Annotated in this window: 19 protein-coding genes; 7 read left to right on the top strand and 12 right to left on the bottom strand. The window is 71.7% G+C overall.

All coding sequences use genetic code 11. From position 1 onward, the window contains the following. Positions 1 to 102 precede the first annotated feature (102 nt). Complete coding sequence (locus ACFY1L_RS30575) at positions 103 to 771, top strand: response regulator (RefSeq protein ID WP_388831263.1); 669 nt, start codon at positions 103 to 105, stop codon at positions 769 to 771. Further along, the gene (locus ACFY1L_RS30570; protein WP_388831261.1) at positions 768 to 1,880 is read left to right on the top strand and encodes a sensor histidine kinase; all 1,113 of its coding nucleotides are present in this window, start codon (positions 768 to 770) and stop codon (positions 1,878 to 1,880) included. The genes ACFY1L_RS30575 and ACFY1L_RS30570 overlap by 4 nt, the downstream gene beginning before the upstream one ends. 288 nt (positions 1,881 to 2,168) lie before the next feature. Here the strand turns inward: ACFY1L_RS30570 and ACFY1L_RS30565 are convergent, their stop codons facing one another. Both ACFY1L_RS30565 and ACFY1L_RS30560 read right to left on the bottom strand, forming a co-directional pair. Beyond that, complete coding sequence (locus tag ACFY1L_RS30565) at positions 2,169 to 3,368, bottom strand: FAD-dependent oxidoreductase (RefSeq protein WP_388831259.1); 1,200 nt, start codon at positions 3,366 to 3,368, stop codon at positions 2,169 to 2,171. Between the two features lie 86 nt (positions 3,369 to 3,454). Beyond that, entirely contained in the window at positions 3,455 to 4,120 is a 666-nt protein-coding gene (locus ACFY1L_RS30560) for a hypothetical protein (RefSeq protein WP_388831257.1), read from the bottom strand. A 479-nt stretch (positions 4,121 to 4,599) separates the two neighbouring features. Between ACFY1L_RS30560 and ACFY1L_RS30555 the strand changes: the two genes are divergently transcribed. The 3 genes from ACFY1L_RS30555 (at position 4,600) to ACFY1L_RS30545 (ending at position 9,894) form a co-directional block, all read left to right on the top strand. Then, on the top strand, positions 4,600 to 7,134 hold the full coding sequence (locus ACFY1L_RS30555; protein WP_388831255.1) for an FUSC family protein: 2,535 nt from the start codon (positions 4,600 to 4,602) through the stop codon (positions 7,132 to 7,134). 295 nt (positions 7,135 to 7,429) lie between these two features. Next, positions 7,430 to 8,866 (top strand): PP2C family protein-serine/threonine phosphatase, encoded by a 1,437-nt coding sequence (locus ACFY1L_RS30550; protein ID WP_388831253.1) that lies wholly within the window; start codon positions 7,430 to 7,432, stop codon positions 8,864 to 8,866. Then, positions 8,863 to 9,894 (top strand): MASE1 domain-containing protein, encoded by a 1,032-nt coding sequence (locus tag ACFY1L_RS30545; RefSeq protein WP_388831251.1) that lies wholly within the window; start codon positions 8,863 to 8,865, stop codon positions 9,892 to 9,894. Before ACFY1L_RS30550 ends, ACFY1L_RS30545 begins: the two co-directional genes overlap by 4 nt. A 298-nt stretch (positions 9,895 to 10,192) precedes the next feature. Here ACFY1L_RS30545 and ACFY1L_RS30540 read toward each other — a convergent pair whose 3' ends face one another. Next, on the bottom strand, positions 10,193 to 12,130 hold the full coding sequence (locus ACFY1L_RS30540; RefSeq protein WP_388831249.1) for a BTAD domain-containing putative transcriptional regulator: 1,938 nt from the start codon (positions 12,128 to 12,130) through the stop codon (positions 10,193 to 10,195). A gap of 111 nt (positions 12,131 to 12,241) precedes the next feature. Here ACFY1L_RS30540 and ACFY1L_RS30535 point away from each other — a divergent pair, with 111 nt between their 5' ends. After that, on the top strand, positions 12,242 to 13,120 hold the full coding sequence (locus ACFY1L_RS30535; RefSeq protein ID WP_388831247.1) for an alpha/beta fold hydrolase: 879 nt from the start codon (positions 12,242 to 12,244) through the stop codon (positions 13,118 to 13,120). 192 nt (positions 13,121 to 13,312) lie between these two features. On the opposite strand, the gene ACFY1L_RS30530 is transcribed toward ACFY1L_RS30535, so the two are convergent. Continuing rightward, a complete protein-coding gene (locus tag ACFY1L_RS30530) occupies positions 13,313 to 15,292 on the bottom strand; it encodes a glycoside hydrolase family 97 catalytic domain-containing protein (RefSeq protein ID WP_388831245.1) in 1,980 nt (659 codons plus the stop codon). 338 nt (positions 15,293 to 15,630) lie between these two features. Then, positions 15,631 to 15,786 carry a hypothetical protein gene (locus ACFY1L_RS30525; protein WP_388831243.1) on the bottom strand — a complete coding sequence of 52 codons (156 nt, stop codon included), beginning with the start codon at positions 15,784 to 15,786 and terminating at the stop codon, positions 15,631 to 15,633. Between the two features lie 41 nt (positions 15,787 to 15,827). Between ACFY1L_RS30525 and ACFY1L_RS30520 the strand changes: the two genes are divergently transcribed. Beyond that, positions 15,828 to 16,514 (top strand): phosphatase PAP2 family protein, encoded by a 687-nt coding sequence (locus ACFY1L_RS30520; protein WP_388831241.1) that lies wholly within the window; start codon positions 15,828 to 15,830, stop codon positions 16,512 to 16,514. Positions 16,515 to 16,516: 2 nt separating this feature from the next. Here the strand turns inward: ACFY1L_RS30520 and ACFY1L_RS30515 are convergent, their stop codons facing one another. The 7 genes from ACFY1L_RS30515 to ACFY1L_RS30485 are packed head-to-tail and all read right to left on the bottom strand — an operon-like array spanning position 16,517 to position 24,180. Beyond that, the gene (locus ACFY1L_RS30515) at positions 16,517 to 17,860 is read right to left on the bottom strand and encodes a glutamate-1-semialdehyde 2,1-aminomutase (RefSeq protein ID WP_388831239.1); all 1,344 of its coding nucleotides are present in this window, start codon (positions 17,858 to 17,860) and stop codon (positions 16,517 to 16,519) included. Between the two features lie 7 nt (positions 17,861 to 17,867). Continuing rightward, entirely contained in the window at positions 17,868 to 18,419 is a 552-nt protein-coding gene (gene rfbC / locus ACFY1L_RS30510) for a dTDP-4-dehydrorhamnose 3,5-epimerase (RefSeq protein WP_388831237.1), read from the bottom strand. After that, complete coding sequence (locus tag ACFY1L_RS30505; protein ID WP_388831235.1) at positions 18,416 to 19,648, bottom strand: polysaccharide pyruvyl transferase family protein; 1,233 nt, start codon at positions 19,646 to 19,648, stop codon at positions 18,416 to 18,418. Before ACFY1L_RS30505 ends, rfbC begins: the two co-directional genes overlap by 4 nt. Next, positions 19,645 to 20,592: a glycosyltransferase family 2 protein gene (locus ACFY1L_RS30500; protein ID WP_388831233.1), complete on the bottom strand. Its 948-nt coding sequence runs from the start codon at positions 20,590 to 20,592 to the stop codon at positions 19,645 to 19,647. The genes ACFY1L_RS30505 and ACFY1L_RS30500 overlap by 4 nt, the downstream gene beginning before the upstream one ends. Next, positions 20,589 to 21,887 carry a hypothetical protein gene (locus ACFY1L_RS30495; protein WP_388831231.1) on the bottom strand — a complete coding sequence of 433 codons (1,299 nt, stop codon included), beginning with the start codon at positions 21,885 to 21,887 and terminating at the stop codon, positions 20,589 to 20,591. The genes ACFY1L_RS30500 and ACFY1L_RS30495 overlap by 4 nt, the downstream gene beginning before the upstream one ends. Further along, positions 21,884 to 23,158: a DUF4910 domain-containing protein gene (locus tag ACFY1L_RS30490; protein WP_388831229.1), complete on the bottom strand. Its 1,275-nt coding sequence runs from the start codon at positions 23,156 to 23,158 to the stop codon at positions 21,884 to 21,886. Before ACFY1L_RS30490 ends, ACFY1L_RS30495 begins: the two co-directional genes overlap by 4 nt. After that, positions 23,155 to 24,180, bottom strand: coding sequence for an NAD-dependent epimerase/dehydratase family protein (locus ACFY1L_RS30485; protein WP_388831227.1), 1,026 nt, complete (start codon positions 24,178 to 24,180; stop codon positions 23,155 to 23,157). The genes ACFY1L_RS30490 and ACFY1L_RS30485 overlap by 4 nt, the downstream gene beginning before the upstream one ends.

Here is a 24,180-nt window from a genome sequence, read left to right as displayed (position 1 = left end):
GAGTACAACCCTCCGGTGGGACAAGTGAAACCTCGAGGAACCAGTGGGCCGCCCCCGACGTCGTAGCGGTCCCACAGTGGTCCGGCGGCGAGCGGAGCACACATGATCCGGGTTCTGGTGGTCGACGACGAGGCCATGGTCCGTACGGGCTTCCGGCACATCCTCGACACCGCGGACGGCATCGAGGTGGTGGCGGCCGTGTCCGGCGGCGCAGCGGTCCGTACCGTACGGGAGGCCCGTCCGGACGTCGTACTGCTCGACATACGAATGCCGGACGTGGACGGGCTCACCGTCCTGGCCGAGCTGCGCCGTATCCAGGATCCGCCGGTGGTCGCAATACTCACGACCTTCGACATGGACGAGTACGTGGCAGCCGCCCTGCGCTCCGGTGCGGCCGGCTTTCTGCTGAAGGACACCGACCCGGAGCAACTGCCGTACCTCATACGTTCGTTGGCCGACGGCGGGGTCGTACTCTCGGCCAAGGTGACCCGGACCGTCGTCGACGGCTATCTGGACGCCGACCCCCACAACCCGGCCGCCCTCGTCGTCGACCGGCTGACCGACCGCGAGCGGACCGTGCTCGTCCTCGTCGCCGAGGGGCTGTCCAACTCCGGGATCGCCGAGCGCATGTACCTCAGCACCGCGACGGTGAAGGACCATGTGAGCGCCGTGCTCACCAAGTTGGAGGTGGGCAGCCGCGTCCAGGCCGCTCTGCTCGCCGAGCGCGCCGGCCTGCTCAAGGAACCGCCCCCAAAGGCGCAGGGCCGATGAATCCCCGTCGCCCGCCCGCCGTCCTGCTCGACGCCGTTCTCGTCGCGGTCGCCCTGCTGGACGTCAAGGTCCATGTCCACATGCACGACCCGGAGGCCATGGCCTGCGCCCTGCTGGCCGCCGTCGCCCTGGTGCTGCGTCGCCGCCTCCCGCTGCTCACCTTCCTCCTCGCCCTGCCGGCCACCCTCGTCACGGACGCGGTGTTCGCCACCCTGGCCGCGCTGTACACGCTGGCCTCGCTCACCCGCCATCGGGTCCTGCTGGCCGGCTGCGCGCTGGTGTTCACGGTCAGCGACACCACCGTGTGGTCGTGGCCCTCGCCGGAGCCCGCCGATCTGACGGACCCCGGGGAGTTGGTCAAGGTCACCTACAGCCTGGCGACCGCGACCGCGCCTGTCTTCCTCGGACAGCTCGTCCAGGCCCGGCGCGAACTCGCGGCGCGGCTGGCCGAGATATCCCAAGCGCGGGAGAGCGAGCGGCAGTTGCTCGCCCAGAGCGTGCTGGCGAAGGAACGCGCCCAGCTGGCCCGGGAGATGCACGACGTCGTCTCCCATCAGGTCAGCCTGATCGCGGTACGGGCGGGAGCACTCCAGGTGGGTGGCCGGGACCCGGAGGCGAAACAGGCCGCGGCCGACATCCGGCGGCTCGCCGTGCAGACGCTGGACGAGCTGCGGCACATGGTCGGCGTGCTGCGCGCCGCCGGCAGTCGCCCCACCGAACTGACCCCGCAGCCGTCCCTGGCCGACCTGCCGCACCTGGTCGACGGCAGCGGCATCGAGGCCGAACTGCGGGCCGACCTGCCCGAGGACCTGCCGCCCGCGGTGCAGCGCGCCGTCTACCGCACCGTCCAGGAAGCCCTGACCAACGTGCGCAAGCACGCCCCCGGTGCCCGGGCCGCGATCCGGATCGGTCAGACGGACGGGACCATGCAGGTGGTGGTCACCAACTCGGCCCCCGACCGCCCCGCCCTCCCTCTCCCCGGCGCCCACCACGGTCTGGCCGGTCTGCGCCAGCGCGCCGAAGTCCTCGGCGGCAGCGTCACCGCCCGCCCTACGGACGAGGGCGGCTATGAACTGCGGCTGGAGCTGCCGGCCTCGTCGTTCTCGTAGGGCGCGGGCCGTCTCGGTAGGGCGCGGAACATCCCCGTAGAGCGTGGCCCGTCTCCTCAGGGCGCGGCCCCTTCTCGCAGGGCACGGCCCGTCCCCGGTAGTGCAAGGTCGTCCCCGCAGGGCGCGGCTCGTCCCGTGCGGACAAAGCGCCTCCCCGCAGGGCGCGGCCTCGTCCCCCGCTGGGTGCGGCCTATCTTCGCGGAACGCGGGCCATCCCCGTATAGCGCGGGCCATCCCGCAGAGTGCGGCCACTTTCCGCAGGGCACGGCCCGTTTCCGCGGGCCGCGGCTACTTCGCCCCCACCCTCCCCGCGACCGCCGCAGCGAGCCGCGGTGCCGCGAACGCCGTCCCGCAGGTGAACCGCATGAGCGGCCCGAAGGTGGCCGCGGCCTGGATGCCGGTGAAGTACAGGCCCGGCACGGAGGACTGCAGTCCCGCGTCGAGATGCGGGAAGCCCGCGGTGCGGGCGAGGCGGGCGCGCAGTTCGGGAGCCAGGAAGTCCAGGCCGTCCAGGCGGACCCGGTAGCCGGTCGCGGCCAGGACGTGGTCCGCCTCGAGAGTGTGTGTACGGCCCTCCTCGTCCCGGGTGGTGACGAGGATGCCGCCGCCGTGGCGCCGCGCACCGGTGATGTGCTCCCCCAGCCGTACCGGAACAACTCCGTCGAGACGCGGCTTCAGCCACCACGACCCAAACGGACCGAGCACCCGTTTCACCAGCCGCAGCCGCGTGGCCGCCGGAAGGAACCTGAAGGCGGCCGCCTGGTGGACGACCGCGTACAGCCCCCAGGACCGGCCCAGCGGGGTGTCGGGCTGCCAGTGCGGCGGCGGGGTCGGCGCCGCGCCGAACACCAACTTCCGTGCCCGCACCAGCAGTTGGACCTGCGCCCCGGCCTCGTGCAGCAGCGCGGCGCTCTCCTGCGCGGACTGCCCGGCGCCCACCACGACCACGTCGCTCCCGGCGAACGCCTTGAGGTCGGCGTGCTGCGAGCTGTGGGAGACGAGTCCCTCGGGCACGAACTCGGCGAGCGGCTCCGGGATGTGGGCGAAGCCGTCCATCCCGCTGGCCACGACCACGGCCGCCGCCCGCAGCTCCTCTCCTGAGGCGAGCTTGAGGCGGAAGCCGTCGGACTGCCGGTCGACGCCGAGGACCCGGACCCGCTCCACCTCGGGCACCAGTTCCTCGGCGAACCAGCGCCCGTACCGTACGAACATCTCGACCGGCACCTGGTCGTGGCCGGTCAGCCGGGTCTCGCCCGTCTGCCGGGCGTAGTCGTCCAGCGTGTACCCCGGACGCGGCGCGGACAGCATCGACGCACTCGGCGGTGACTTCAGCAGCATGCCCGCGGGCATGTTCTCGGCCCAGCTCGCCATCGGCGAACCGAACACCCTGACACTCACACCGCGCGCCTTCAGATGCGCGGCGGTGGACAGGCCGTACGGGCCCGCCCCGATGACAACGACAGTCTTGGGCAAGTTGGTCTTGGACATGATGGGAAATCCCCCCTGGCGCGGCGCTGTTGGGCAGCCCGCGCCGCGGCATGGCGTGAAAGGCCTGGTCAGATCAGGTCAGAACTTCAGATGCACACCGAATGCCGCCGCGTGCGCGGCAGCGGGGAGAAGACGGGCGGGCCGCGCCGGACGACCGTGTCAGCGAGGAGGACCTGACGCGGGACTCCGGGCGCGGATCCCGCGTAGGCGCGCCGCCCGGCGCCGGAGGTCGTGGTCAGATCGGCGGGAGTATGGGCCGGGGTGAACAGCCTGGACAGCAGCTCGCGCAGGTTCTCCCACTCGCGCCCGGCGACACGCAGCACCTGCCGGCGGCAGGTGTCCACTCCGTGCAGCAGCACCGCACACAGCACCGTCAGCAGCACGTGCGCGATCACGACCGGCCATCCCGCGTGCACGGAGGACGGCCACAGCGCGTGCGCCGGAACGGAGATCGAGTCGTCGGACCGTACGAACCAGTAGCCCACGGCAGCCTGCGAGCCGGCCGCCAGCACCAACTGCCGTACCAGCGGCTTGTCATGACCCGCGCCGGGCAGTGCGACGCCGAAGAGCAGACAGGCGGAGAGGCCTCGCACCGGCCACGAGGGGTTGGAGTCGAACGCCAGATGATGAACCGTGGCCGCGACCGCGGTACCGAGCACGGAGAACAGCCCCGCGCGGGCAGCCGCCACCGGCACCACGCGCGGCACCCGGCCGCGGCGGCGCACACGGGACACCTGCACCGAACCCCCCATCGCCACCCATCATGGGGCGCGGCCCACGCCCGTGTCACCACCGCCTCCGGCCGAACCGGCGCTGTCGCCTCCCTGCCGGAACAGCAGGTTCTGGAGGGCCAGTTGATGGCCGTGACACTGGACATCCTGACTGCTTCCCGACCGGCTGCACCTGCGGGACATCGATCTGCCAATCCCCCGCGACGACGAGGTGCTCGTCCGGGTGGGCGCGGCGGGCGTCGACCCGAGTGTCTGGCACCTGATGACCGGGCGGCCGTACTTCGCCCGCCTCAACCGGCAGACCGGCCTGCGCCGGCCCGCCCACCGCGCGCGGGGGTCGTGGAGGCGGTCGGTGCGGGGGTGACCTGGCTGAAGCCCGGGGACGAGGTCTTCGGCCGGTGCGACGGTTCCTTCGCCGAGTACGCGTGCGGCAAGGCCGAGCAGCTCGCTCCGAAGCCGGCGGGCCTGACCTTCGAGCAGGCGGCCGCACGGACCGGTGGATGCGCGGCCTGCTGCTGTCCGTCTACGTCGGACAGAAGCTCCGCCCGGTGATCGTGGCCATGCGGCGGCAGGACCTGGTGACGCTCACGGAACTCGCCGAGGCGGGTGCGGTCAGCGCCACCGCGATACGCCACCTGGAGTCGGGCCATCCTCGCGGCAGGCTCGTGATCACCGTGTGGGCGACGCATACTCGGCACATCGACGCACCACGCGGGCGCACCGCCGACGGAAGGTCGCAGCGTATGCAGGCACCTGGCCTCCATCTGCTCGGGCGCGTCCTTGCATGGCTGCGGGCGCACGACCCGGAGCTGGCCGCGACGCGCCGGGCCGGGCGCACCGCCCTGGTCATGCCCGCGCTGTTCGCCCTGTGCAGTCAGGCGTTCCATGCGCCGGCCATGGCGACCTTCGCGGCGTTCGGCACCTTCTCGATGCTGCTGCTGGTGGAGTTCACCGGCCCGATGGTGCAGCGGCTGCGGGCCCATCTGGGCCTGGCGGTGGCCTGGTTGGTGCTCATCTGTCTCGGTACGCTCGCGGCTCGCGCGACCTGGAGTGCGATCACCGTCACCGTGCTGATCGGCTTCGTGGTGCTGTTCTCGGGGGTGGTCAGCTCCGTGCTCGCCGGGGCGTCGACCGCGCTGCTGCTCGCCTTCGTCCTCCCGGTGACCACGCCCGCGCCGCTGTCCGAACTGCCCGAGCGGCTGGCCGGCGCCGGCCTCGCCTCGGCCGCCTCCTTGCTCGCGATCTCCCTGCTGTGGCCGCGCCCCGCCGCGGACCCGCTCAGCGCACCCGCCGCCCGGGTCTGCCGAGCCGCGGCGGCACAACTGCGCACGGACGCGACCCGCCTCGCGGACACCTCGGACACGGATGCCGTCCGCGCCTGCAAGGAATCCGCCGACGAGGCCGCCGCCGCGGCGACCGACCTGCGCAGCGCCTTCGACGCCACCCCCTACCGGCCCACCGGCCTGTCCACCAGCTCACGGGCCCTGGTGCGGCTGGTCGACGAGCTGACGTGGCTGAGCACGATCGTGTCCGACAGCGCGCCCTCGCCGGACGGCCGCCTGCTGTGCGATCCCGCCGCCCGCACGGTACGGCTGGCGGCCGCCGCGGTCCTGGAGCGGACCGCCGACCTGCTGGACGCACCGCACGGATCGCCCGAGGCGCTGCGTACGGCGATGGAGGAGTTGCGCACGGCCATGGAGAGCATGGAGCGCGGCGCCACCGATCTGCTGCCGGTGCAGCTGCCCCGCCCTCACACGGAGCCGGAGGTGCGGGCCTTCCTCGAAGCCCTGGATCTGTCGTTCCGCGCCCAGGAGTTGGGCTTCGCCACGCTCCAGATCGCGGGCAACGTCGACCTGGCGTCGGCGGCGGAACGACGCAGTTGGCCGGAGCGGCTGCTGGGCCTCGAACCCGGCGGCGCGGCCCAGCCGCTGGCCTCGGCCCGGGAACGGGCCGTCGCGCATCTGCGTCTCCAGTCGGTCTGGCTGCACAACAGCCTGCGCGGCGCGACCGGCCTGGGCATCGCGGTCACCCTGGCGACGGTGACCGGTGTACAGCACTCCTTCTGGATCCTCCTGGGCACCCTGTCCGTACTGCGCTCCAACGCCCTCAACACCGGACAGAACGCACTGCGTGCGCTCGGCGGCACGCTCGTGGGGTCCGTCATCGGCGCCGGGCTGCTGCAGCTGATCGGCCCGCACGGCACCGTGCTGTGGTTCCTGCTGCCGGTCGCCGTGCTGATCGCCGGCATCGCACCGGCCGCGGTGTCGTTCGCCGCCGGTCAGGCGGCCTTCACCATCACGCTGGTCATCCTCTTCAACATCGACCGGCACCCCGACTGGCACATCGTGCTGTTGCGGATCCAGGACATCGCGCTCGGCTGCGGTGTGAGCGTGCTCGTGGGCCTGTTCTTCTGGCCGCGCGGCGCCGCAGCCGCCGTCCACCGGGCCCTCGCCGAGGCGTACACCGACAGCGCCCGCTACCTCGCCGGGGCCGTCGAGTACGCCGTGGGACGCTGCGGCGCCCACCCGTCCCCGGCGGACCCGCCACTGGACGAGGGCATCGAGGCGGCGGCCGCCGCGCGCAGACTGGACGACGCCTTCCGCAGCTTCCTCGCCGAACGCGGCGCCAAGCCCATGTCGCTGGCAGGCATGACCACGCTGGTCACCGGCATCGTGGGCCTGCGCCTCGCCGCCGACGCGGTACTGGGACTGTGGCAGCGGGCGGGCGAACGGCACGAGGGCACGGACCGCGCCGAAGCACGCCTGGTACTGCTGGGCGCGGCGGGCCGGGTGACCGGCTGGTACCAGGACCTGGCCGTAAGCCTCACCGGCCACTCCCCCATCCGTGACCCACTGCCACGCAACCCCACGGCCGAGGCGAGCCTGGTCGACTCCCTCCGCCGCGACCTCCGTGAATCCGACGGCCGCGCCTCCGACACGGCGGTACGCATCATCTGGACCGACGACCACCTCAACGCGGCGCGGCGCCTCCAACCGAGCCTGGCGTCGGCGGCGCGGCCGGGCGGCTCCGGCTGACGGCGGCCCAGGGCCATTCCTCCTGAGGCCGACACCAGGGCCACCGGTTCCCTGACGCTCCGTACTCCGCCTCGAAAGCCACTCGATCTGCACGAGTGTGCCATCCTAATCTCCGAGAAAATACCGATTAGCCCGTTTCGTCATTCCATGCTGTGGCCGCGATGGGATCAGGGACGTGCCAGGAGGCCGGAATGGACCGCTCAACCGTGTGGGCGGACTCGACGCCGTCGATGCGGAGCGATGACTGCCGGTTGAAGGTGACCCGGACTGGGCCTCCCGCCGTCGGATGCTCGTGATGTCAGGAATCGGGGAGGGTGAATCTCCGAGGCAGCCTCACCTTCCCGACCTGCATGTACGCCTGCGCACCGAGTTGGGCCGGATCGACGAGCAGTTGCGTGCTCTGCTGGCCGCCATGGACCGGCTGCAGGGTCTGCTGGATGCGGTGGTGGCCATCAGCCGGGAGGTTGAGCTGCCCGCGGTGCTGCACCGCATCGTGACCACCGCCATGGACCTGGTGGGCGCCCGCTACGGGGCCCTGGGAGTACTCGACGAGTCGGGCGACCACTTGGAGCAGTTCATCGCGGCCGGTCTGTCCGAACGGGAACGCGCCGATCTGGCCGGGACCGAATTCCCTCGCGGTCTGGGGGTTCTCGGGCACCTGATCCGCCACCCCGAGCCCCTGCGGGTGGATCACATCGCGACCCATCCGGCGTCCGCCGGATTTCCGCCCGACCACCCGCGCCTGCGCACCCTGCTCGGCGTCGGCATCAGCGTCCGCGGCGAAATCTACGGTGACCTCTACCTCTCCGAGCGGCACGACGGACAGCCCTTCGACGCCCACGACGAGAGTGTCGTCGTCGCCCTGGCGAGCGCAGCCGGCATCGCGATCGAGAACGTCCGCCTGTTCGAACGGGTGCGCGTCGGGGCCGAGCAGTTCCAGCGCCTTCTGCTGCCTACGCTGCCCGACCTGCGGCCTTTCAGCGCAGCCGCCGTCTACCGGCCCGCTGCCGAGCCCAGTCGCCTCGGCGGGGACTGGTACGACGCCATCCCGCTGCCCGGCAACGTCGTCGCGGTCGTCATCGGCGACGTGGTCGGTCACGATCTGCGAGCCGCGGCCGCCATGGCCTCCATCCGCAACATGCTGCGCGCACTGCTGTTCGCACAGGTCGGCCCGCCCGGCGCCGTTCTCACCCAGCTCGACCGCACTCTGCAGGCCATCACGAACAATCCCGTCACCACCACAACCCTGGCGCGCATCGAACCGGACGGACCGGGTTGGCGCCTGCACTGGAGCAGCGCAGGCCACGTCCCACCCCTGCTGATCGTCCCTGGGCACCCAGCGGAATATCTGTTCGCCGAGCCCGGGCTGCCGCTCGGGGTCGACGCCGAACAACCCCGCCCCGACCACTCCCGCTTCGTGCCCCCGGACGCCACGCTGGTCTTCTTCACGGACGGGCTCATCGAGCGCCCTGACCGGCCCATCGACGCGAGTCTCGACGAACTCACCAGTCTCGCCACCGCATACGCAGCACTTCCCCTGGAGGAGTTCGTTCAGGCTCTGGCCGACCACCACCCCAGCGACGGTCACGACGACATGGCCGTCCTCGCCCTGCGCACCCCGCCTCCGCCGGCGGCCCTGCCGAACGACCAGCACAACGGCACCGTGGAGGATTTCGAGGAACCGGCGGATGATGGACCTCTGCACGGTGTCGATGCGGAGGTCGCCCGATGACTCGCGCACGGCGTGAACAGCTCCGGCGCGGTGGTGCGGCTGCCCTGGACATCTGCGTCGTTGCCGCGCTGTATTACGGCTCCGCCAAGTTGGGGCTCCTTCAGCAACTGGTGCGCGGCCAGGTCACCCCACTGTGGCCGCCGACCGGTATCGCCCTGGCGAGCCTGCTGCTGCGCGGCCCGCGGGTCTGGCCCGGGATCGCGCTCGGCGCCCTCCTGGTCAACGCCTCCCTCGGGCCGTCGGTCTGGGCCGTGCTCCTGATCGTGTCCGGAAACACCCTCGCGCCCTTCTGCTCGTACCTACTGCTCCGCCGTACGGGATTCCGCGTCGAACTGGACCGTCTACGGGATGCCCTCGCACTGATCTTTCTCGGTGCGTTCACCGGGATGCTGGTCAGCGCGACGACAGGCAGCGGGACCCTGGCCCTCGCCGGTGTGCTGAGTGCCGACCAGTTCTGGCCCACGTGGTCGGTCTGGTGGACCGGCGACGCGATGGGCGTGCTGGTGGTGACGCCGGTCCTGCTCGTTCTGCGCTCGGCGCGCCTGCCGAAGGACGTTCCGCCTGCCCGCTGGGTGGAGGGGCTGCTGCTCCTCGCAGCCACAGTCTGCGTCGGCTTCCTGGAGACCAGCCACGCACCCCTCATGTTCCTCGGCTTCCCGTTGCTGATCTGGGCGGCCTTCCGCTTCCAACTGGCCGGGGCAGCACCCTGCGCCCTGGCCGTGTCGACCTTCGCGGTCATCGCCGCCGCGCAGGAGTCCGGCCCGTTCGCCGGTCACGACCTGCTCACCAACATGATCACCCTGCAGGCGTTCAACGGTTCCTCCTCGCTGACCGCCCTGCTCGTCGCGGCGACCGTCAGTGAGCGAACCCAGACCCAGAAGGAGATCGCGCGGGCCTGCGGGCATCTCGCCGCAATGGTGGCCGAGATGGCCCAGAGTGGCTATCGCGCGACACTCCCCGACGGCGCCGGCGCGAAGGACGCGGAAGAGCACGGCGGACGGACCAGAAGGCCGGGCATCTCTTCGTAGGGGACCCGCGAGGGGTTCGGAGGCAGCCGACCGGTGGACGTGGCTGGTGATCGCCGCCTGTGCCCAACTCCGGCTCGCCCGGCCGCTGGTCACCGATCTCCGGCGCCCCTGGGGGAAGCAGGCTCCGCCGAGCAGCCTGACCCCGCCCGCGTCGGCAGGGGTTTAATGCGAATCACCAGGCGTCACGCCTGTCACCAAGCAGTTGCAGACGGCCCGCCGACCCCCACGATGCCGTCCACAGCAGGGACTACCAGGGCTGTCGCCCAGGTTGCCACGGCGCCCTGCGGATTGCTGTCGCCTACCCCGCTCCGGCACATGCCTCCGCCTCTGCCAGGTACCGCGCCACCGGGCCCAGGGTCAGCATTCCGCTGGCGGCGCCGGCGTGTTCTGCACAGGCATTGCGCAGGGCAGCCTCGGCGTGTGCGGCGATTCCGCGCTCGGCGAGGCGTACGGCGGCGCGGGCGGTCAGGCACCACATGGCCTCCTGCATGTGGTCACGCGGTGGTTCGGGCACTGCGGCGAGGGCGGCACGGGCCTGCTCGCTCCGGTCCTGGGCGAGCAGCACGAGGGGGCGCGCCCAAGGCCGGTACGGGCCCCAGTCGAGGTGCGGGTCAGTGGGCGCGGGCCGGTCGTGCAGCAGGCGCAGTCCCAGTAGGGCGAGCGGGAACAGGCCGCGGTGCAGCCCCGGCATTCCGGCCGTCCGGAGGGCGTTCTCGGCAGCGCGGTAGTGCGCTGCGGCCGTGGCGGCGGTCGGTCCGCCGGGTTCGGTGCTGCGGGCGGCCGTGGCCCGGGCCCGGAACCACCCGGTGAGGACGGAGACAAGGGGCGCCTCGGTGGTGGCGGCGAGGTGTTCGGCAGCCTTGGCGTGCGAGGTTGCGGCGTCGAGGTCGCCGAGGGCCGAGGCGGATTGCAGGCGGGCGAGTCGGCCGAGTACGGCGAAGTTCGGCAGCTCGTGCCGGGTGGCCAGGTCGAGGATCTCGGCGCCGATCCGGTCCCGTACCGCCGCGAGCCCGGGGCGGCTGAAGGACTGCAGGAACACCCCGTTGAGGGCGAAGGCCAGCAGGGCGGGATCGGCCAGATCCCGTGCCAGCGCCTCGGCCTGCCGTGCCGCCTGCTGCGCGCGACTCAGCTCGGTCCCGGTCAGATCGGCGCTGCGGCTCTCGACGGCGATCGTGGCCAGGAGGCGGGCGGACACGTCGGCGGGGACGTCGGGGCCGAGCGCGGTGAGCGTGCGCTCGGCGGCCGCGACGACGGCGCGGGACTGCTCGGGGTCGTCGGCCCGGCTCCAGATGGCGGGCACGTCGTAGGCACCGATGACCCGGGCGGTCAGGGAGAGGTCTCCCGTGCGTTCCGCCGCCTGGACTGCGGCGAGGCGGTCGCGCCGGGAGTGGACGAGGGCGTCGCCACCCGCCAGTGCGAGGGTTCGGGCCAGATCCACGGTGGTGCGCGGGCCGAGCCGGACACCAGGGCCGCTCCACGTGATACGTGCGCCTTCGAGGGGCGCGGACCTGTTGAGGATGTCCGTCTCCAGACGCTGGAGTTCGGCACCAGGGTCGAGTCCGAGTTGATCAACGAGCATCGCGCGGGCGCGGCGGAGGGTGGCCAGCGCGTCGGCCCGGCGACCCGCGCGGTACAGGGCGCGGGCAAGCAGCCCCCAAGCCGGCTCGCGCCACGGATGTTCGGCGACGTGGGCCCCCAGTTCGGCGACGAGATCGGCCCCTTCCCCGGAGTCGAGGAGGATGCGGGCGCGCAGTTCCACCGCCTCCAACCTCAATTCCTCCAGCCGGGTCCGCTCGCGCTGCGCCCATGCGGAGCCGGGCACATCGGCGTAGGCGGGTCCGCACCAGGCCGTGAGTGCCGCGCCGAGGTCGGCCACCGCGTCGGGGTTGCGCCGGGCGCGGGCCAGGGTGTCCTGGAACCGATGGACGTCCACGTCCTCGCGCGGCAGGCGCAGCGCGTAGCCGGGACCTTCGGTGACGATTACGCGGGGCGGATTGCGGGGCGGCCGGTCGGGTTCGAGGGCGCGGCGCAGCGCGGCGACGAACGTACGCAAAGCGCCCACGGCGCGGGCCGGTGGATCGGTCCACAGGTCGTCGACGAGGGTGTCGGTGGTAACCATCCGTCCCTCCGCCGCGACGAGCCGGGCGAGTACCTCACGATGGCGGGGTCCGCCCAGGTCAACCGGGCTGCCGTCGTCGCGGAGGGCCCGCACGGCACCGAGCACGTCGATTCGCATGCCCTCATCCTCTGGGCCAGGGGTCGGCTGCGCCCAACCGTACTGATCGGCTGCTGATCGCCGTCGCACAGGCTGATCCGGTCAGTCCCCGACCCGAAAGGACGGCCCTTCATGACGCTCACCATTCCCGGCTTCGATCACATCCGCCTGCCCGGCGCGGACGGTGTGGAGCTGACCGCCGCTGTCGGCGGCAGCGGCAGCCCGGTCGTGCTGTTGCACGGTTTCCCCCAAACCCACCTGATGTGGCGACACGTTGCCGAGCGGCTCGCCGCCGAGCACACGGTGATCTGCCCTGACCTGCGGGGCTACGGCGCCAGCGACAAGCCGGCGGCCACCGACTCCGATGTGTACGCCAAGCGCACCATGGCCGCCGACGTCGTGATCCTGGCGGCGGCGCTCGGCCACGAGCGCTTTGCCCTCGTCGGCCACGACCGGGGCGCCCTGGTCGCCTTCCGGGCGGGGTTGGACCACCCTGAGACCATCACGCACCTGGGCATCCTCGACATCGTGCCAACGCTCGACATGTGGAACGTCCTGCACGGCGCCTCGGCGGCGGTCGGCTACCACCTCTTCCTGATGGCGCAGCCGCCGGGCCTGCCGGAGGCGTTGATCGCCAACAGTGCGGACATGTTCTTCGGCTCGTTCCTCGACGCTTGGGCCAACGACGCGACCGCCCTGCCGGAGGATGTGCGTGCCGAATACCTGCGGGCGAGCGCCGAGGCCGTGACGTCGATCGTCGCGGACTACCGGGCCTCGGCGGGGATCGACGTCATGCACGACCAGGCGGACCTCGACGCAGGGTCGCAGCTGGCCATGCCCGTGACGGTCGTCCAGCAGGACTGGGGCGCGCAGCTGGGCTACGACGCTGCCGCGGTGTGGAAGGCGTGGGCGCCGGACCTGGACCACCGGCTGACCCGAGCGGGGCATTTCATGGCCGAGGAGGCACCCGACGAGATCGCGGCGGCGATCCAGGGCCTGCTGGCCCGCTGAGCCTCCTGTTCTCGACTTGCAGGCCGGGCCACGGACGGTCGGTCGGCGAGCCCCAGGTCTTCGGCGATCAGCCCCTCCGGCATGCTGGTGAAAACACCGGCCGTTGCACCAGACCCGGAAGCGTCCATGGACGGTCGGCCAGGGCTCGCACTCTTCCGGCATCTCCCGCCACTGCGCCCCCTTGCACCCCGGTCAGCTCGGTGTCAGGACGACGGCCTGGCCGCCCGCCGTGGCCATGGCGACGTCCAGAGTCGTCGCCGAGGTCACCGTCTGTGTGCCGACCACGACCGGGGTCCGGTAGGGGCTGGTGCCCGGGGTGCCGTCGGCGTAGACCGTCGCCGTGTAGGTGACCCCGTCGTCCAGGAAGGTCAACGGGAGCGACAGCGTGCGGGCCGTCTCGTTCGTCATCGCCCCGAGGTACCAGCTCGAACCGCTGCGGCGGGCGACCGCGATGTACTCGCCGATCGACGCGGCCAGCGTCCTGCTCTCGTCCCAGACGGTGGGCACGGAGTTGAACCAGGGCAGGCCGGGCCAGTTGGCGGCGTTGTCGTACTTGGACAGGTTCTTGTCGTACCAGAAAAGGAAGTTGAGGGGCTGGTAGTAGACCGCGGCCATCGCCATCTGGTGCGCGTTCGTCGTCTTGTTGCGCGACTGGCCGTAGCAGATCGTGTAGTCCATGGGGCCGCCGATGTTGCGGGCGAAGGGCAGCGTCACGTTGTGGGTGGCGGTCGGGAACTGCTCGTTGCCGCGCACGCCCTCCATGTTGATCCAGTTCGGGTAGGTGCGCTCGTAGCCGAACGGCCGGATGTCGTCGTGCATGTCGATCAGCAGTTTGTGCTTGGCCGCCGTCTGCGCCCAGTGGGTGATCAGGTTCGTCATCGACTGGGTGCCGTCGTTGATGAAGCCGAGCTTGATACCGGTGACGCCCCAGCTCTTGTAGAGGGCGAACAGCGAGTCCGGGTCGGACAGGGCGAGTTGGTTGACGTAGAGGAAGACACCGAGGCCCTTGCCGGTGGCGTACGAGACGACCGACGGCAGGTCGATGGCAGCGATCGGCTTCGTCGCGTCGAGGGTGCTGAACTCGGGGCCGTACCAGCCGGCGTCGTACTCGATGAACTCCAGGCCCCGGGCCACGGCGAAGTCGGCGCCCGCGAGGCCGGCGGCGGTGGTGAGTTCGCAGCGGAACACCTTGCCGGGCTTGATCCACGAGGTGTCGTCGAGCTCGTTCGCGGGGGCCAGGTTGAGCACCAGCTCGGCGTTGTCGACGAGTTCGGCGTGCGTGGACCCGATCACCACGGCGCGCCACGGCGTGGCGAACGGGGTGGTGACCGCGGCGGTCGTCTCGACCGGAGCGGTGCCGCGCGCGGTGTGCTCCATCAGAAAGGCGGACAGGGTGTTCGGCTGCCCGTCGACCGAACTCAGCATCAGACGCGGGAAGTCCAGCCGGGCGGACTCGCAGATGCAGGCGATGAGCCCGTCCGGGAGGGTGGCGGCCAGCGGCAGGTCGGTCAGGGGGCCGGAGTCCGTGCCGGCCGCGCCCGTGACGGGGATCGCGCCGGGGGCGACCGGGACGTACGGGTCTTCGTCGCGGGCGCTGTACACGGTGGTGTCGTCGGGGAAGACGAACGTCGTCAACTCGGCGGCCACGGCGGCCGTTTGCGGGTCGGGCAGGACGTGGCGCAGGGCGACGCCGGTCTTGTAGGCGCGGATCTGGACGCCGAAGCGGAGGCCCGAGGCGGTGTCCCTGAGCAGCCAGCTCTGCTCCTGGAAGTGGTCGGTGACTTTCGCGTTGCGGCCGTACGGCGGCGACCACTGGGTACGGACGGTACGGCGCCGCTCGTCCAGCACGTCCACGCGGCTGCCGAGGACGGACCCGTCGGCCAGCGCGAGGCCCAGGGCCGAGGCGCCGATCACTGTCCGGCCGTCGCGGGCGGCGGACCAGCGCAGCGCTCCGTCCACCACCGACACGGTGACGGACGTGCCGCCCAGCCGTGCGGTGGCCTCGGGGCAGCGGCCGGGTGTCGCCGCGTAGACCGCCCGGGAGCTGCCGAGCCCCGCCGCCGCCATGCCTGCGGTGACGACGGCGCCCCTGAGTATCCCGCGGCGGGACATCGTGCCCGAGCGGTCGGTCGGGGCGACGGCGTGCTCTTCCGGGTGTTCCGAAGCTCTCATGGTGCTGGGACCTCTCCCTCGAGGTTCGTGCCCGACGCGCTGCACGGGTCGATGTAATGCGGTAGTAACCGCTTTCCGACGCGGGGAACCTACGCGGCCGGCAGGCTTGGGTCAAGATCCTGCGCACGGCGAAGTCACGGGGTTCCGGGGCGATTTCGACCGTGGGACGTCTGCGACGCCGACGATGACGGCACTCCGCATTGCCGAGATGGCTGCCGGGCTGCTCGGCCCTCGCCAAGATCTTGTAGGCCTGCTTCAACTCCACTGTTTCCTTGCGGAGTTGTTTCGACACTGCTCGTGTTTTTGTAAGCCAAGATGATAGATATGGCTTCAGCCGGTTATGGTCGCTGGAGGGTGGGTCGGACACGACGGAGGGGCTCGCGTTGGATCGCCTGGTAGGAGCGGGCCTGGAAGTCGGCAAAGCACAGTTCGGCGATGTAGTGCGGGCTTTCGCTGAAGCCGTGCGCGATCATCGGCTCCGCCAACGCGGTCACCGTCAGGTCACCTCCGCAGGTCGACCGGACGCGGTGAACGTGTGACCGGCCGACCGGCGCCCGCGGTGCTGCCCCCGTCGCTGCGCCCGTGGCTCGGGCTGATCGCGGCCCTCGCCGCGCTGGTGGTCGTCGTGCTCGGGGTCCTGTACGCCGGCCACAGCGAGCCCGGCAGGGTGGACAGGTGGATCGTCTCGCCGACGGCGGACAGTGTGCGGCCTCCGTGGCGGGGCGTCGCTCTGTTCTGGGACTTCTTGGGGAATCCCGCCGGATCGGTGATGTTGGTCGTGGCCGTCGTGGGCGGCTGCCTGCTGCTTCGGCCTCCTCGCGCGGCGGTGCTCGTCGTTGCCGGCGTCGTGGTGACCGTGGGGACGGCGACGGTGCTCAAACACCTGGTGGGACGCACCATCCACGGCCCCGGCAACCTGTCCTACCCGAGCGGGCACACCGCCTTCCTCACCGCGCTCGCCCTCATGGTGGCGCTGCTCGCGACCGGCCGACTCGGCCTGGGCAGGACGGCCGGCACGTCACTCGTGCTCGGCGCGGCGCTGGTTGCCGGCGCCGCCATGGGCTGGGCGCAGGTCGCCCTGGGCGCGCACTATCCGACCGACGTCCTCGGCGGCTGGTGCACCGCCCTGGCGGTGATACCGGCGACCGCATGGCTGGTCGACCGGACAGCCGACCGGCTGGTCCGTCGGACGGCGGACGCCGGTCGGCTGGAGCGTCGCTGACGTCACGCCAGGCGGCGGAACACGGGCTTCACCGGCCGTCCGCCCACCCAGGGCGTGGGGTCGGCGGCGTCCAGTGCCTTCCGGTACACCGCACATGCCTGGGCCACCACGTCGACGGTGTGGTCGATGTCGGCGTCGTCGAGCGCGCTGCTCACCACGAACGACGGGGCCAGCACCCCGCCCGCGAGGAGCCGGCGCAGGAACAGGGTGCGGTACTCCTGCGACGGCTGGCCGTTCTCGTCGAGGGTGGCGAAGACCAGGTTGCTGGCCCGGCCCCGGACGACGATGTGGTCGCCGACGTCCATGCTCGCCGCGGCGTCGCGGACACCGGCGGCCAGCCTCTCGCCGAGGGCGTGCAGCCGCGCCGAGATGCCCTCCTCGACGTAGGTGGTTTGCACGGCCATCGCGGCTGCCAGGGAGTGCGTTTCCGCACCGTGGGTGGTGGACAGCAGGAACACCCGCTCGCCGGAGTGACGCAGCCCGCCGCGCTCCATCAGCTCGCGACGCCCGGCCAGCGCGGACACGGCGAACCCGTTGCCGAGCGCCTTGCCGAACGTGGAGAGGTCGGGAACGACGCCGTACAGGCCCTGGGCGCCCGCCTCGGACCAGCGCAGGCCGGTGATCATCTCGTCGAAGATCAGTACGCAGCCATGCCGGTCGGCCAGCTCGCGCAGGCCGGCCAGGTACCCGGGCGGTGGCTCGGTGTGGGTGGCGGGTTCGAGGATCAGACAGGCGACCTCGTCCTGGTACCGGGTGAGCAACTCCTCCGTGGCGGCCAGGTCCCCGTAAGGGAACGCCACGGTGAGCTCGTTGGTCGCCTCCGGAATACCCGCGGACATCGGCGTGGTGCCGATGAACCAGTCGTCCACGGAGAAGAACGGATGGTCGCCGCAGATGGCGACCCGCGGCCGCCCGGTGACGGCGCGCGCGAGCCGCACCGCCGCGGTGGTGACGTCGGAGCCGTTCTTCGCGAACTTCACCATCTCGGCGGTCGGCACCGTGGCCAGGAACCGTTCCGCGGCCTCGACCTCCACGATGGACGGCCGGGCGAAGTTGCTGCCGCGGTCGATTTCCCGCCGTACCGCCTCGTTCACGCGCGGATGGGCGTGGCCGAGGCTGACCGATCGCAGGCCGGAGCCGTACTCGATGTAGCGGTTGCCGTCGATGTCCCACACGTGGGCACCGCGGCCATGGCTGATGACCGGGGCCAGGTTCTCGGGGTACTGGTCGTCGCCCTTGGCGTAGGTGTGCGCGCCCCCGGGGATCAGGGCGTGCAGCCGCTCGTTCGCCGCCCGCGACCGGGGCAGGAGGAACTCCTCGGTTTCTACGGTCTCTTCGGTGTCCACGCTGACTTCAGCTCTCTTTCTGCTTCAGGACCTGGGCCAGGCTCGGCGCCTCCCGGTCCCGCTGGGACATCGATGTGGCCGGCAGTGGCCAGGGAATGGCGAGCTCCGGGTCGTCGAAGGCGATCGTCACGTCCTCGGCCGGATTGTGCGGGCGGTCGATCCGGTACGAGGTGTCGGCGGTTTCGGTCAGCGCCTGGAAGCCGTGTGCGCACCCCGCCGGGATGTACAGGGTCGTCTGTGTGTCGCCGGACAGCTCGAAGAAGGCCCGGCCCAGGTAGGTCGGCGAGTCCGGCCGCAGGTCGACGACGACGTCGAAGATCTTCCCGTACGAGCAGCGCACCAGCTTGGCCTCGCCGGCGCCGGAGCGCAGGTGCAGGCCGCGCAGCACGCCCCGGACCGAGCGGGAGACGCTGTCCTGGACGAAGGCGTTCGGGTCGAGGCCCACCGAGCGGACCGCGTCCGCATCGAAGGTGCGGCAGAAGAAGCCGCGTTCGTCGGCGTACGGCGTCGGTTCGAAGAGGTATACGCCGGCGATCTCCGGGACTTCGGTCGCTTTCATGGAGCCTTCCGCGAGGTGGGGGCGTGGTCGGCCGCAGGGAACAGGGCCGTGGTCAAGGAGTTGAACTGGTGGTCGAGTCGGCGGGCGACGGCCTGGTTCCGCTCGGTGAGGGTCTGCCGCAGCTCGGCCGATCGCTTCTCCAGCGCTCGGAACTGCTCGAGCAGCCGGTCGGCGTCGACCTCGCGCGCCGGGTGGCAGTACGCGCCGAGGCCCATCTCCGTCATGAGCGCGTCGCTTTTGGCCGCGTAGCTGAGAGCGAGCACCGGTGTACCGGTCTTCAGCGCGCAGATCAGGTTGTGGTAGCGGACCGCCACCACGGTGTCGGCAGCCGCCATCTCCTTCATCAGGTCGGCCAGTGAGGCCGGTTCGGCAGCGGTGACCAGTGGTGAGTCCACCGCGTCGAGGATCGCGGCGACCACCGACGCGTCGCATTCGTCGCCGGTGAGCAGCCGGACCGGCCTGCCCTCCTCGACCAGCGTGCGGACGAACCGGATCGTCCCGTCGAGGTAGCGCCGGTATATCTCCTCGGCCCGGGCGCGGTCGTCGTTGCCGCCGTGGAAGTCCATGACGCCGACGCAGACCGTGCCGGGCGAGTCCGAGGGCGCGCTCGCCGGCGGCGTCGGCAGGGAGAAGGCGAGGTCCGGGTAGACCTCGTCGCGCGCGGTGTCCACGCCCATCGCCCGCATCGCGTCACGGGACTGGGCGTCCCGGTACGAGCGGTACGCGGCCAGCCGCGCCGACCAGCGCACCAGGGCCCGGGTGGGCCGGTTGCGGATCTCGGCGGCGCCGACGCTGACCAGCGCGACGCGGGTGCCCAGCAGCCGGCCGCTCGCGCAGAGCAGGAACAGCGAGTACGGGAATCCCCACGGCCGCAGCGGCAGCGTGGCCTCCAGGACGCCCATGCCCGGCACGATCACCACGTCGTGCCGGCGCACCCAGGCAGCGGTGCGGAAGACGTCGACGAGTTTGCCCAGCCCCTTCGACGCGATCGCGCCCGCACGTGACGCGGTCCGGTACTCCGCGCGGTTCCAGTGCAGCCGCGTCGCGGGGATCCCGAACCGGGTCGTCACCGCCTCGGGCCCGCCGCACAGCGCGTCCACGACCGCCTCCGGGTGCTCGGCGCGGAGGTAGCCGAGGACGGCCTCGAGCGATCCGTCGTTGCCGAGGTTGCCGGAGCCGAGCAGGCCGAACACCCCGACGCGCACCGGGGTTTCGTCCGCGGACGTCATACCTGCCTCCCCTCACGGCCGGCGACCAGGGCGTCGACGGAGACCGTGAGCAGGCCCGGGTCGACCGGGGCGCGGTCCTCGACCCGCTCGCCGGCGCCCGGCCGGACCCGGCTGGTCATCCACGCGGCCAGGTGGCGGTAGCAGGCGCGCCGGTCGGCCGGGGACAACGGCGCCCGCCGGATCGCCGAGGCGAAGCCCCAGATGTACTCGGCGAGCAGCCGGGGCGTCGGGTGCAGCGGGCCCGCCCGGCGCGGGTCCAGGTTGACGCACCGGGAGCGCTTGGAGGGGTTCGCCCGCTCGGCGCGGGTGGGGTGGTCGCGGCGGAAGTACAGGAGTTCCGGCACCTGGTGGAAGCGCCCGTGCAGGGTGATCTCGGCGACGAAGGTGCGGTCCGCGTGGTGGTAGCTGTCCATCGGTTTCACCCGACGCAGCGCGTCGGCCCGGATCACCCCGTAGAAGTCGTCGCCACCCGGCTCGAAGAGCAGACTGCGGAAGCGCTCCGGCGCGTGCGGGGAGTCGGTGGCGAGCGTGTACTCGTACGGGACCTTCACCTGGCCGTCGCCGTCGATGACCGCCTGGTCGGCGTGCGCGAGGATCACGTCCGGCCGCTCGTCCAGCGCCTGAATGCAGCGCTGCAGCAGGTCGCGGCCGTAGAGGTCGTCGTGCGAGGCCCACTTGAACAGCTCGCCGCGGGACTCGGCGAACACATGGTTGTGGTTCGGCGTGGCGCCGATGTTGCGGGGCAGCCGGAGGTACCGGATGCGCGAGTCCCGCGCGGCGTACTTGCGGCAGATCTCCTGGGTCCCGTCGGTCGAGGCGTTGTCGGAGATGACCAGCTCGAAGTCCTCGTAGGTCTGGCCGAGCAGGGCGTCGAGCGACTCGGCCAGGTACTCCTCGCCGTTGTACACGGGCAGGCCGATGCTCAGCCTGGGTTGGGCGGTCATGAGGTCCTCACTTCGGGGATCGAGTTCTGGCGGCGCTCGCGCAGGGCGGACCGCAGTTGCAGCCACCACACGGCCGAGCCGCTGACGGTTGCCGCGGCGACGCCCCAGGCCGAGCCGACCGTGCCGGCCATGACCGCCCCGCCGAGCCCGCCGCCGACGTAGCAGGCGGAGGCGAACAGCTGGCAGCGCAGGCTGCGTCGGGCCGCGCCGAGCGCGCGCAGCCCGGCCGCCGCGCCGGTGCCGAGGCCCGCGCCCGCGACGCCGAGGGTGATCGGCACGATGAGCTGCGCGGAGGAGTGCCAGACGTCTCCGAGGGCGAGTTCGCCGAGCCGGTCCGGCATCAGCAGCAGCGCCGCGCCCCACAAAAGCGCGGCACCGGCCTGCCCGCCACCGAGGAGGAGGCAGAACCTGCCGAGGCGGTGCGGGGCCTGCCGCAGCACGCGTGCCGCTTCCGGGACCGTGACCAGCGAGAGACCCATGAGCACGGCGAGGAAGGGACCCATCAGGAGCTCGGCGCCCCGCACCGCACCCACCGCGCCGAGCCCGACGATCGCGCCGAGTCCGTAGGCCCGCAGCTGGCTCGCGCCGCTGAGGCTGACGTTCTCGACCAGGTACCGGTAGCCGAGATCACGCTGCTCGCGAAGCCACCCGCGCGCCTCGGTCACCCGGGGCCCGATGTCGGACTGGAAGTAGCCGTACACAGCGGCCACCGTGGCGGACGCGCCCCAGGCGAGCACGAAGGCGGCCACGCTGCCCACGCGAGCCGCCACCACCATGGCCGGGACGAGCGCGATGCCCCACACGACGTCGTTGACGAACGCCTTGCGCCCGGCGCCGGCGGCGAAGAACGCAAACCGCCAGGCGTCCTGCAGCAGCAGCCCCGGCAGCATGACGCCGAGGCAGACGAACGCGGGCCCCACGCGGCCGCCGAGGCCGAGCCCGGCCACCACGGACACCACGCCGAGGGCGGTACCGACGCCGAGTGCGGTACCCGTCGACCGGGCCACCGCCCCGCGCCAGGACGCCTCCGGCACGCCGCTGAAGCGCACCACGAGCGGGTCGGTGGCAAGGCCGCGGGAGACGTTGAGCACCACGCCGTAGGTCACCCAGGCCAGGCTGAACACGCCGAACGCGGTCACCCCGAGCGAGCGGGCCACGTAGATGCCCACCGCGAAGTTGCTGATGCTGGAGGCCGCCTGGTCGGCCAGTCCCCAGGACAGCCGGCCGACGAGGGCCCGCTTGGCGGACCCGGCCGGTGTCGTCGTCTTCTCCCCCTGGGTGGTCATGGGCGTCATGCCTTGATCAGGCCGGCGCCGTGCAGGGCGTCGGCCGCGACGGCCACGGTGTCGAACGGCAGCCCGGACCGCTCGGCGACGTCCAGCAGACTGTGCTCGCCGTCGGAGAGGTTGAGCACCCAGAGCATGGCCATCTGGGCCTGCTTGGTGTCGCTGCGGCCGCCGAGCGCGTCGTACAACCCGCGCCGGCCCAGCTGTGGTTCGCCGTAGGGGCTGAGGTTGAGGTAGCGCCGGTTGCGGTCGAGGACAGCGAACGCCTCGCGGCAGACGTCAAGCGTGTCCGCCATCGCCTCCGGGGAGACGAAGTCCGGGTTGTCCGCCGAGGTGTGGTACTCGGGGTACCCGGCGTACGGGGTCCGGCTGAGCGAGCCCACGCCGAGATTGAACCCGGGCGAGCAGTACTGCCGCTCGTCGTAGCCGTACGGGGTGAACTCGTTGACCTGGTGCGGGCGTTCGGATGCAGCCAGCACATGCCGCAGCACCCGGTCGATCTCCGCGTCGCCGCGCCTGCTCTGCTTGTACGTCAGCTGACCCGAGTCTCCGGCGCAGGCCAGCACGAGGCCGTGCTTGACCCGTTCCACCCGCTCCGCGTTGCGGGCCAGCCAGGTGATCGCCCCGATGGTGCCGGGCGCGTAGATGAACCGGTAGGTGTAGTACGGCGTCTCCTGTGCCAGCGTCCGGGCCAGGAACGTCGCCACCGCGATGCCGGCCAGGTTGTCGTTGGCCAGCGACGGGTGGCAGACGTGGCAGGAGACGATCACCTCGTCCGGGACCTGACCGGGGACCACGTGCTCGGCGTAGGTGAGGTGGCCGTCTTCGAGCGTGGAGTCGATGCGTACCTCGTACTCGCCGTCCGGCAGCGCGTCCAGGGTCTCCTGGGCCAGGCAGAACCCCCATTCCGGCTTGTAGTAACTCGTGCGGTACGGCACCCAACTCGGGTGGTCCGGCAGGGTGTGCAGGTGTTCGCGCAGCTCGGACAGCGGCATCGTGGCCGACACCGGCACGCTGTAGCCGAGCACGTGCAGGCTGGACGCGGCGAAGTCGACGACCCGGTTACCGGCGGTGTCGGCGATGTAGGCGTCGCGGATGTTCCACTCCTGCGGCACCGTCCAGTCGAGCACCTGCGTCCCCGTCGGCACCTCGTGCACCTGCAGCGGGACGTACTCGCCGACGATGTCCAGGGTGGCGCGCACACCGTCGCCGGTGATGCTCCGGCATAGCGGGTACAGCCGCTGCACCAGGGCGTGCATCTCTTCGCCGACTGCGGTCATCGGCGCCACCGCAGGGTGTCGTCGACGGCGCCGGCCTCGGACGCCGCGCGCAGCACGGCGAGGCGGGTGAAGCGTCGCTCGAAGTCCTCCCGGGTCAGGTCGAACTTCCGGTAGGCGTCGGCGAGTTCGAGCGCGCCCTGCTTCACCGACCACTCGCAGTCGAAGCCGGGGATCGCGGCGCGGAACCGGGAGAAGTCCACCCGGTACGAGCGCGGATCGGCACCGTTCTCGCCGGTGATCCTCACCTTGGCGCCGGTCACCGCTTCGGCGACCTGCTCGGCGATCTCGGCAACCGTGACGTTGTTGGTCTCACTGCCGATGTTGAACGCCCGGTCGTGCACCGCTTCGCGCGGCGCGGTCAGCGCGGCCGCGAAGGCCCGTGCGATGTCGGCGGCGTGCACCAGCGGGCGCCAGGGGGTGCCGTCGGAGAGCACCAGCACCTCGCCGGACAGGAGGGCGTGGCCCACCAGGTTGTTCAGCACGATGTCGGCGCGCAGTCGGGGCGAGTAGCCGAAGGCGGTGGCGTTGCGCATGAACACCGGGGTGAAGTCGTCGTCGGCCAGCGCGTGCAGGTCGTCCTCCACCCGCACCTTGGACTCCGCGTAAGGCGTCACCGGGCGCAGCGGGGCGTCCTCGGTCACCAGGTCGTCGCCGCCTGCGGCGCCGTAGACCGAGCAGGTGGACGCGTACAGGAAGCGCCGCACTCCGGCGTCGCGGGCCAGCCGGGCCAGCCGTACGGACGCGTGGTGGTTGATGTCGTAGGTGAGCTCCGGCGCCAGCGATCCCAGCGGGTCGTTGGAGAGCGCGGCCAGATGGATCACGGCGTCCACCCCGGCCACATGTTCGGCCGTGACGTCGCGCAGGTCCACCCGGTGCCCGGACGGGTCCGCGGGCGGCTCGCCCAGCACGCAGTCGGCGAACAGGCCGGCGTCGAGGCCGACCACTTCGTGCCCGGCGGCCTTGAGGACCGGGGCCATCACGGTGCCCAGGTAGCCCTGGTGGCCGGTCAGCAGTACGCGCAT

This window comes from Streptomyces sp. NPDC001663, assembly GCF_042893105.1.
GTDB lineage: Bacteria > Actinomycetota > Actinomycetes > Streptomycetales > Streptomycetaceae > Streptomyces.
Note: the sequence above shows the minus strand (reverse complement) of the source record. Positions and strands in the feature narration are given on the sequence as shown.

Excerpts from the sequence above, each read along its gene's own strand:
- ACFY1L_RS30575 (WP_388831263.1), top strand. The coding sequence starts at position 103 with ATGATCCGGGTTCTGGTGGTCGACGACGAGGCCATGGTCCGTACGGGC.
- ACFY1L_RS30570 (WP_388831261.1), top strand. The coding sequence starts at position 768 with ATGAATCCCCGTCGCCCGCCCGCCGTCCTGCTCGACGCCGTTCTCGTC.
- ACFY1L_RS30565 (WP_388831259.1), bottom strand. The coding sequence starts at position 3,368 with ATGTCCAAGACCAACTTGCCCAAGACTGTCGTTGTCATCGGGGCGGGC.
- ACFY1L_RS30560 (WP_388831257.1), bottom strand. The coding sequence starts at position 4,120 with ATGGGGGGTTCGGTGCAGGTGTCCCGTGTGCGCCGCCGCGGCCGGGTG.
- ACFY1L_RS30555 (WP_388831255.1), top strand. The coding sequence starts at position 4,600 with ATGCGCGGCCTGCTGCTGTCCGTCTACGTCGGACAGAAGCTCCGCCCG.
- ACFY1L_RS30550 (WP_388831253.1), top strand. The coding sequence starts at position 7,430 with ATGTCAGGAATCGGGGAGGGTGAATCTCCGAGGCAGCCTCACCTTCCC.
- ACFY1L_RS30545 (WP_388831251.1), top strand. The coding sequence starts at position 8,863 with ATGACTCGCGCACGGCGTGAACAGCTCCGGCGCGGTGGTGCGGCTGCC.
- ACFY1L_RS30540 (WP_388831249.1), bottom strand. The coding sequence starts at position 12,130 with ATGCGAATCGACGTGCTCGGTGCCGTGCGGGCCCTCCGCGACGACGGC.
- ACFY1L_RS30535 (WP_388831247.1), top strand. The coding sequence starts at position 12,242 with ATGACGCTCACCATTCCCGGCTTCGATCACATCCGCCTGCCCGGCGCG.
- ACFY1L_RS30530 (WP_388831245.1), bottom strand. The coding sequence starts at position 15,292 with ATGAGAGCTTCGGAACACCCGGAAGAGCACGCCGTCGCCCCGACCGAC.
- rfbC (WP_388831237.1), bottom strand. The coding sequence starts at position 18,419 with ATGAAAGCGACCGAAGTCCCGGAGATCGCCGGCGTATACCTCTTCGAA.
- ACFY1L_RS30505 (WP_388831235.1), bottom strand. The coding sequence starts at position 19,648 with ATGACGTCCGCGGACGAAACCCCGGTGCGCGTCGGGGTGTTCGGCCTG.
- ACFY1L_RS30500 (WP_388831233.1), bottom strand. The coding sequence starts at position 20,592 with ATGACCGCCCAACCCAGGCTGAGCATCGGCCTGCCCGTGTACAACGGC.
- ACFY1L_RS30495 (WP_388831231.1), bottom strand. The coding sequence starts at position 21,887 with ATGACGCCCATGACCACCCAGGGGGAGAAGACGACGACACCGGCCGGG.
- ACFY1L_RS30490 (WP_388831229.1), bottom strand. The coding sequence starts at position 23,158 with ATGACCGCAGTCGGCGAAGAGATGCACGCCCTGGTGCAGCGGCTGTAC.
- ACFY1L_RS30485 (WP_388831227.1), bottom strand. The coding sequence starts at position 24,180 with ATGCGCGTACTGCTGACCGGCCACCAGGGCTACCTGGGCACCGTGATG.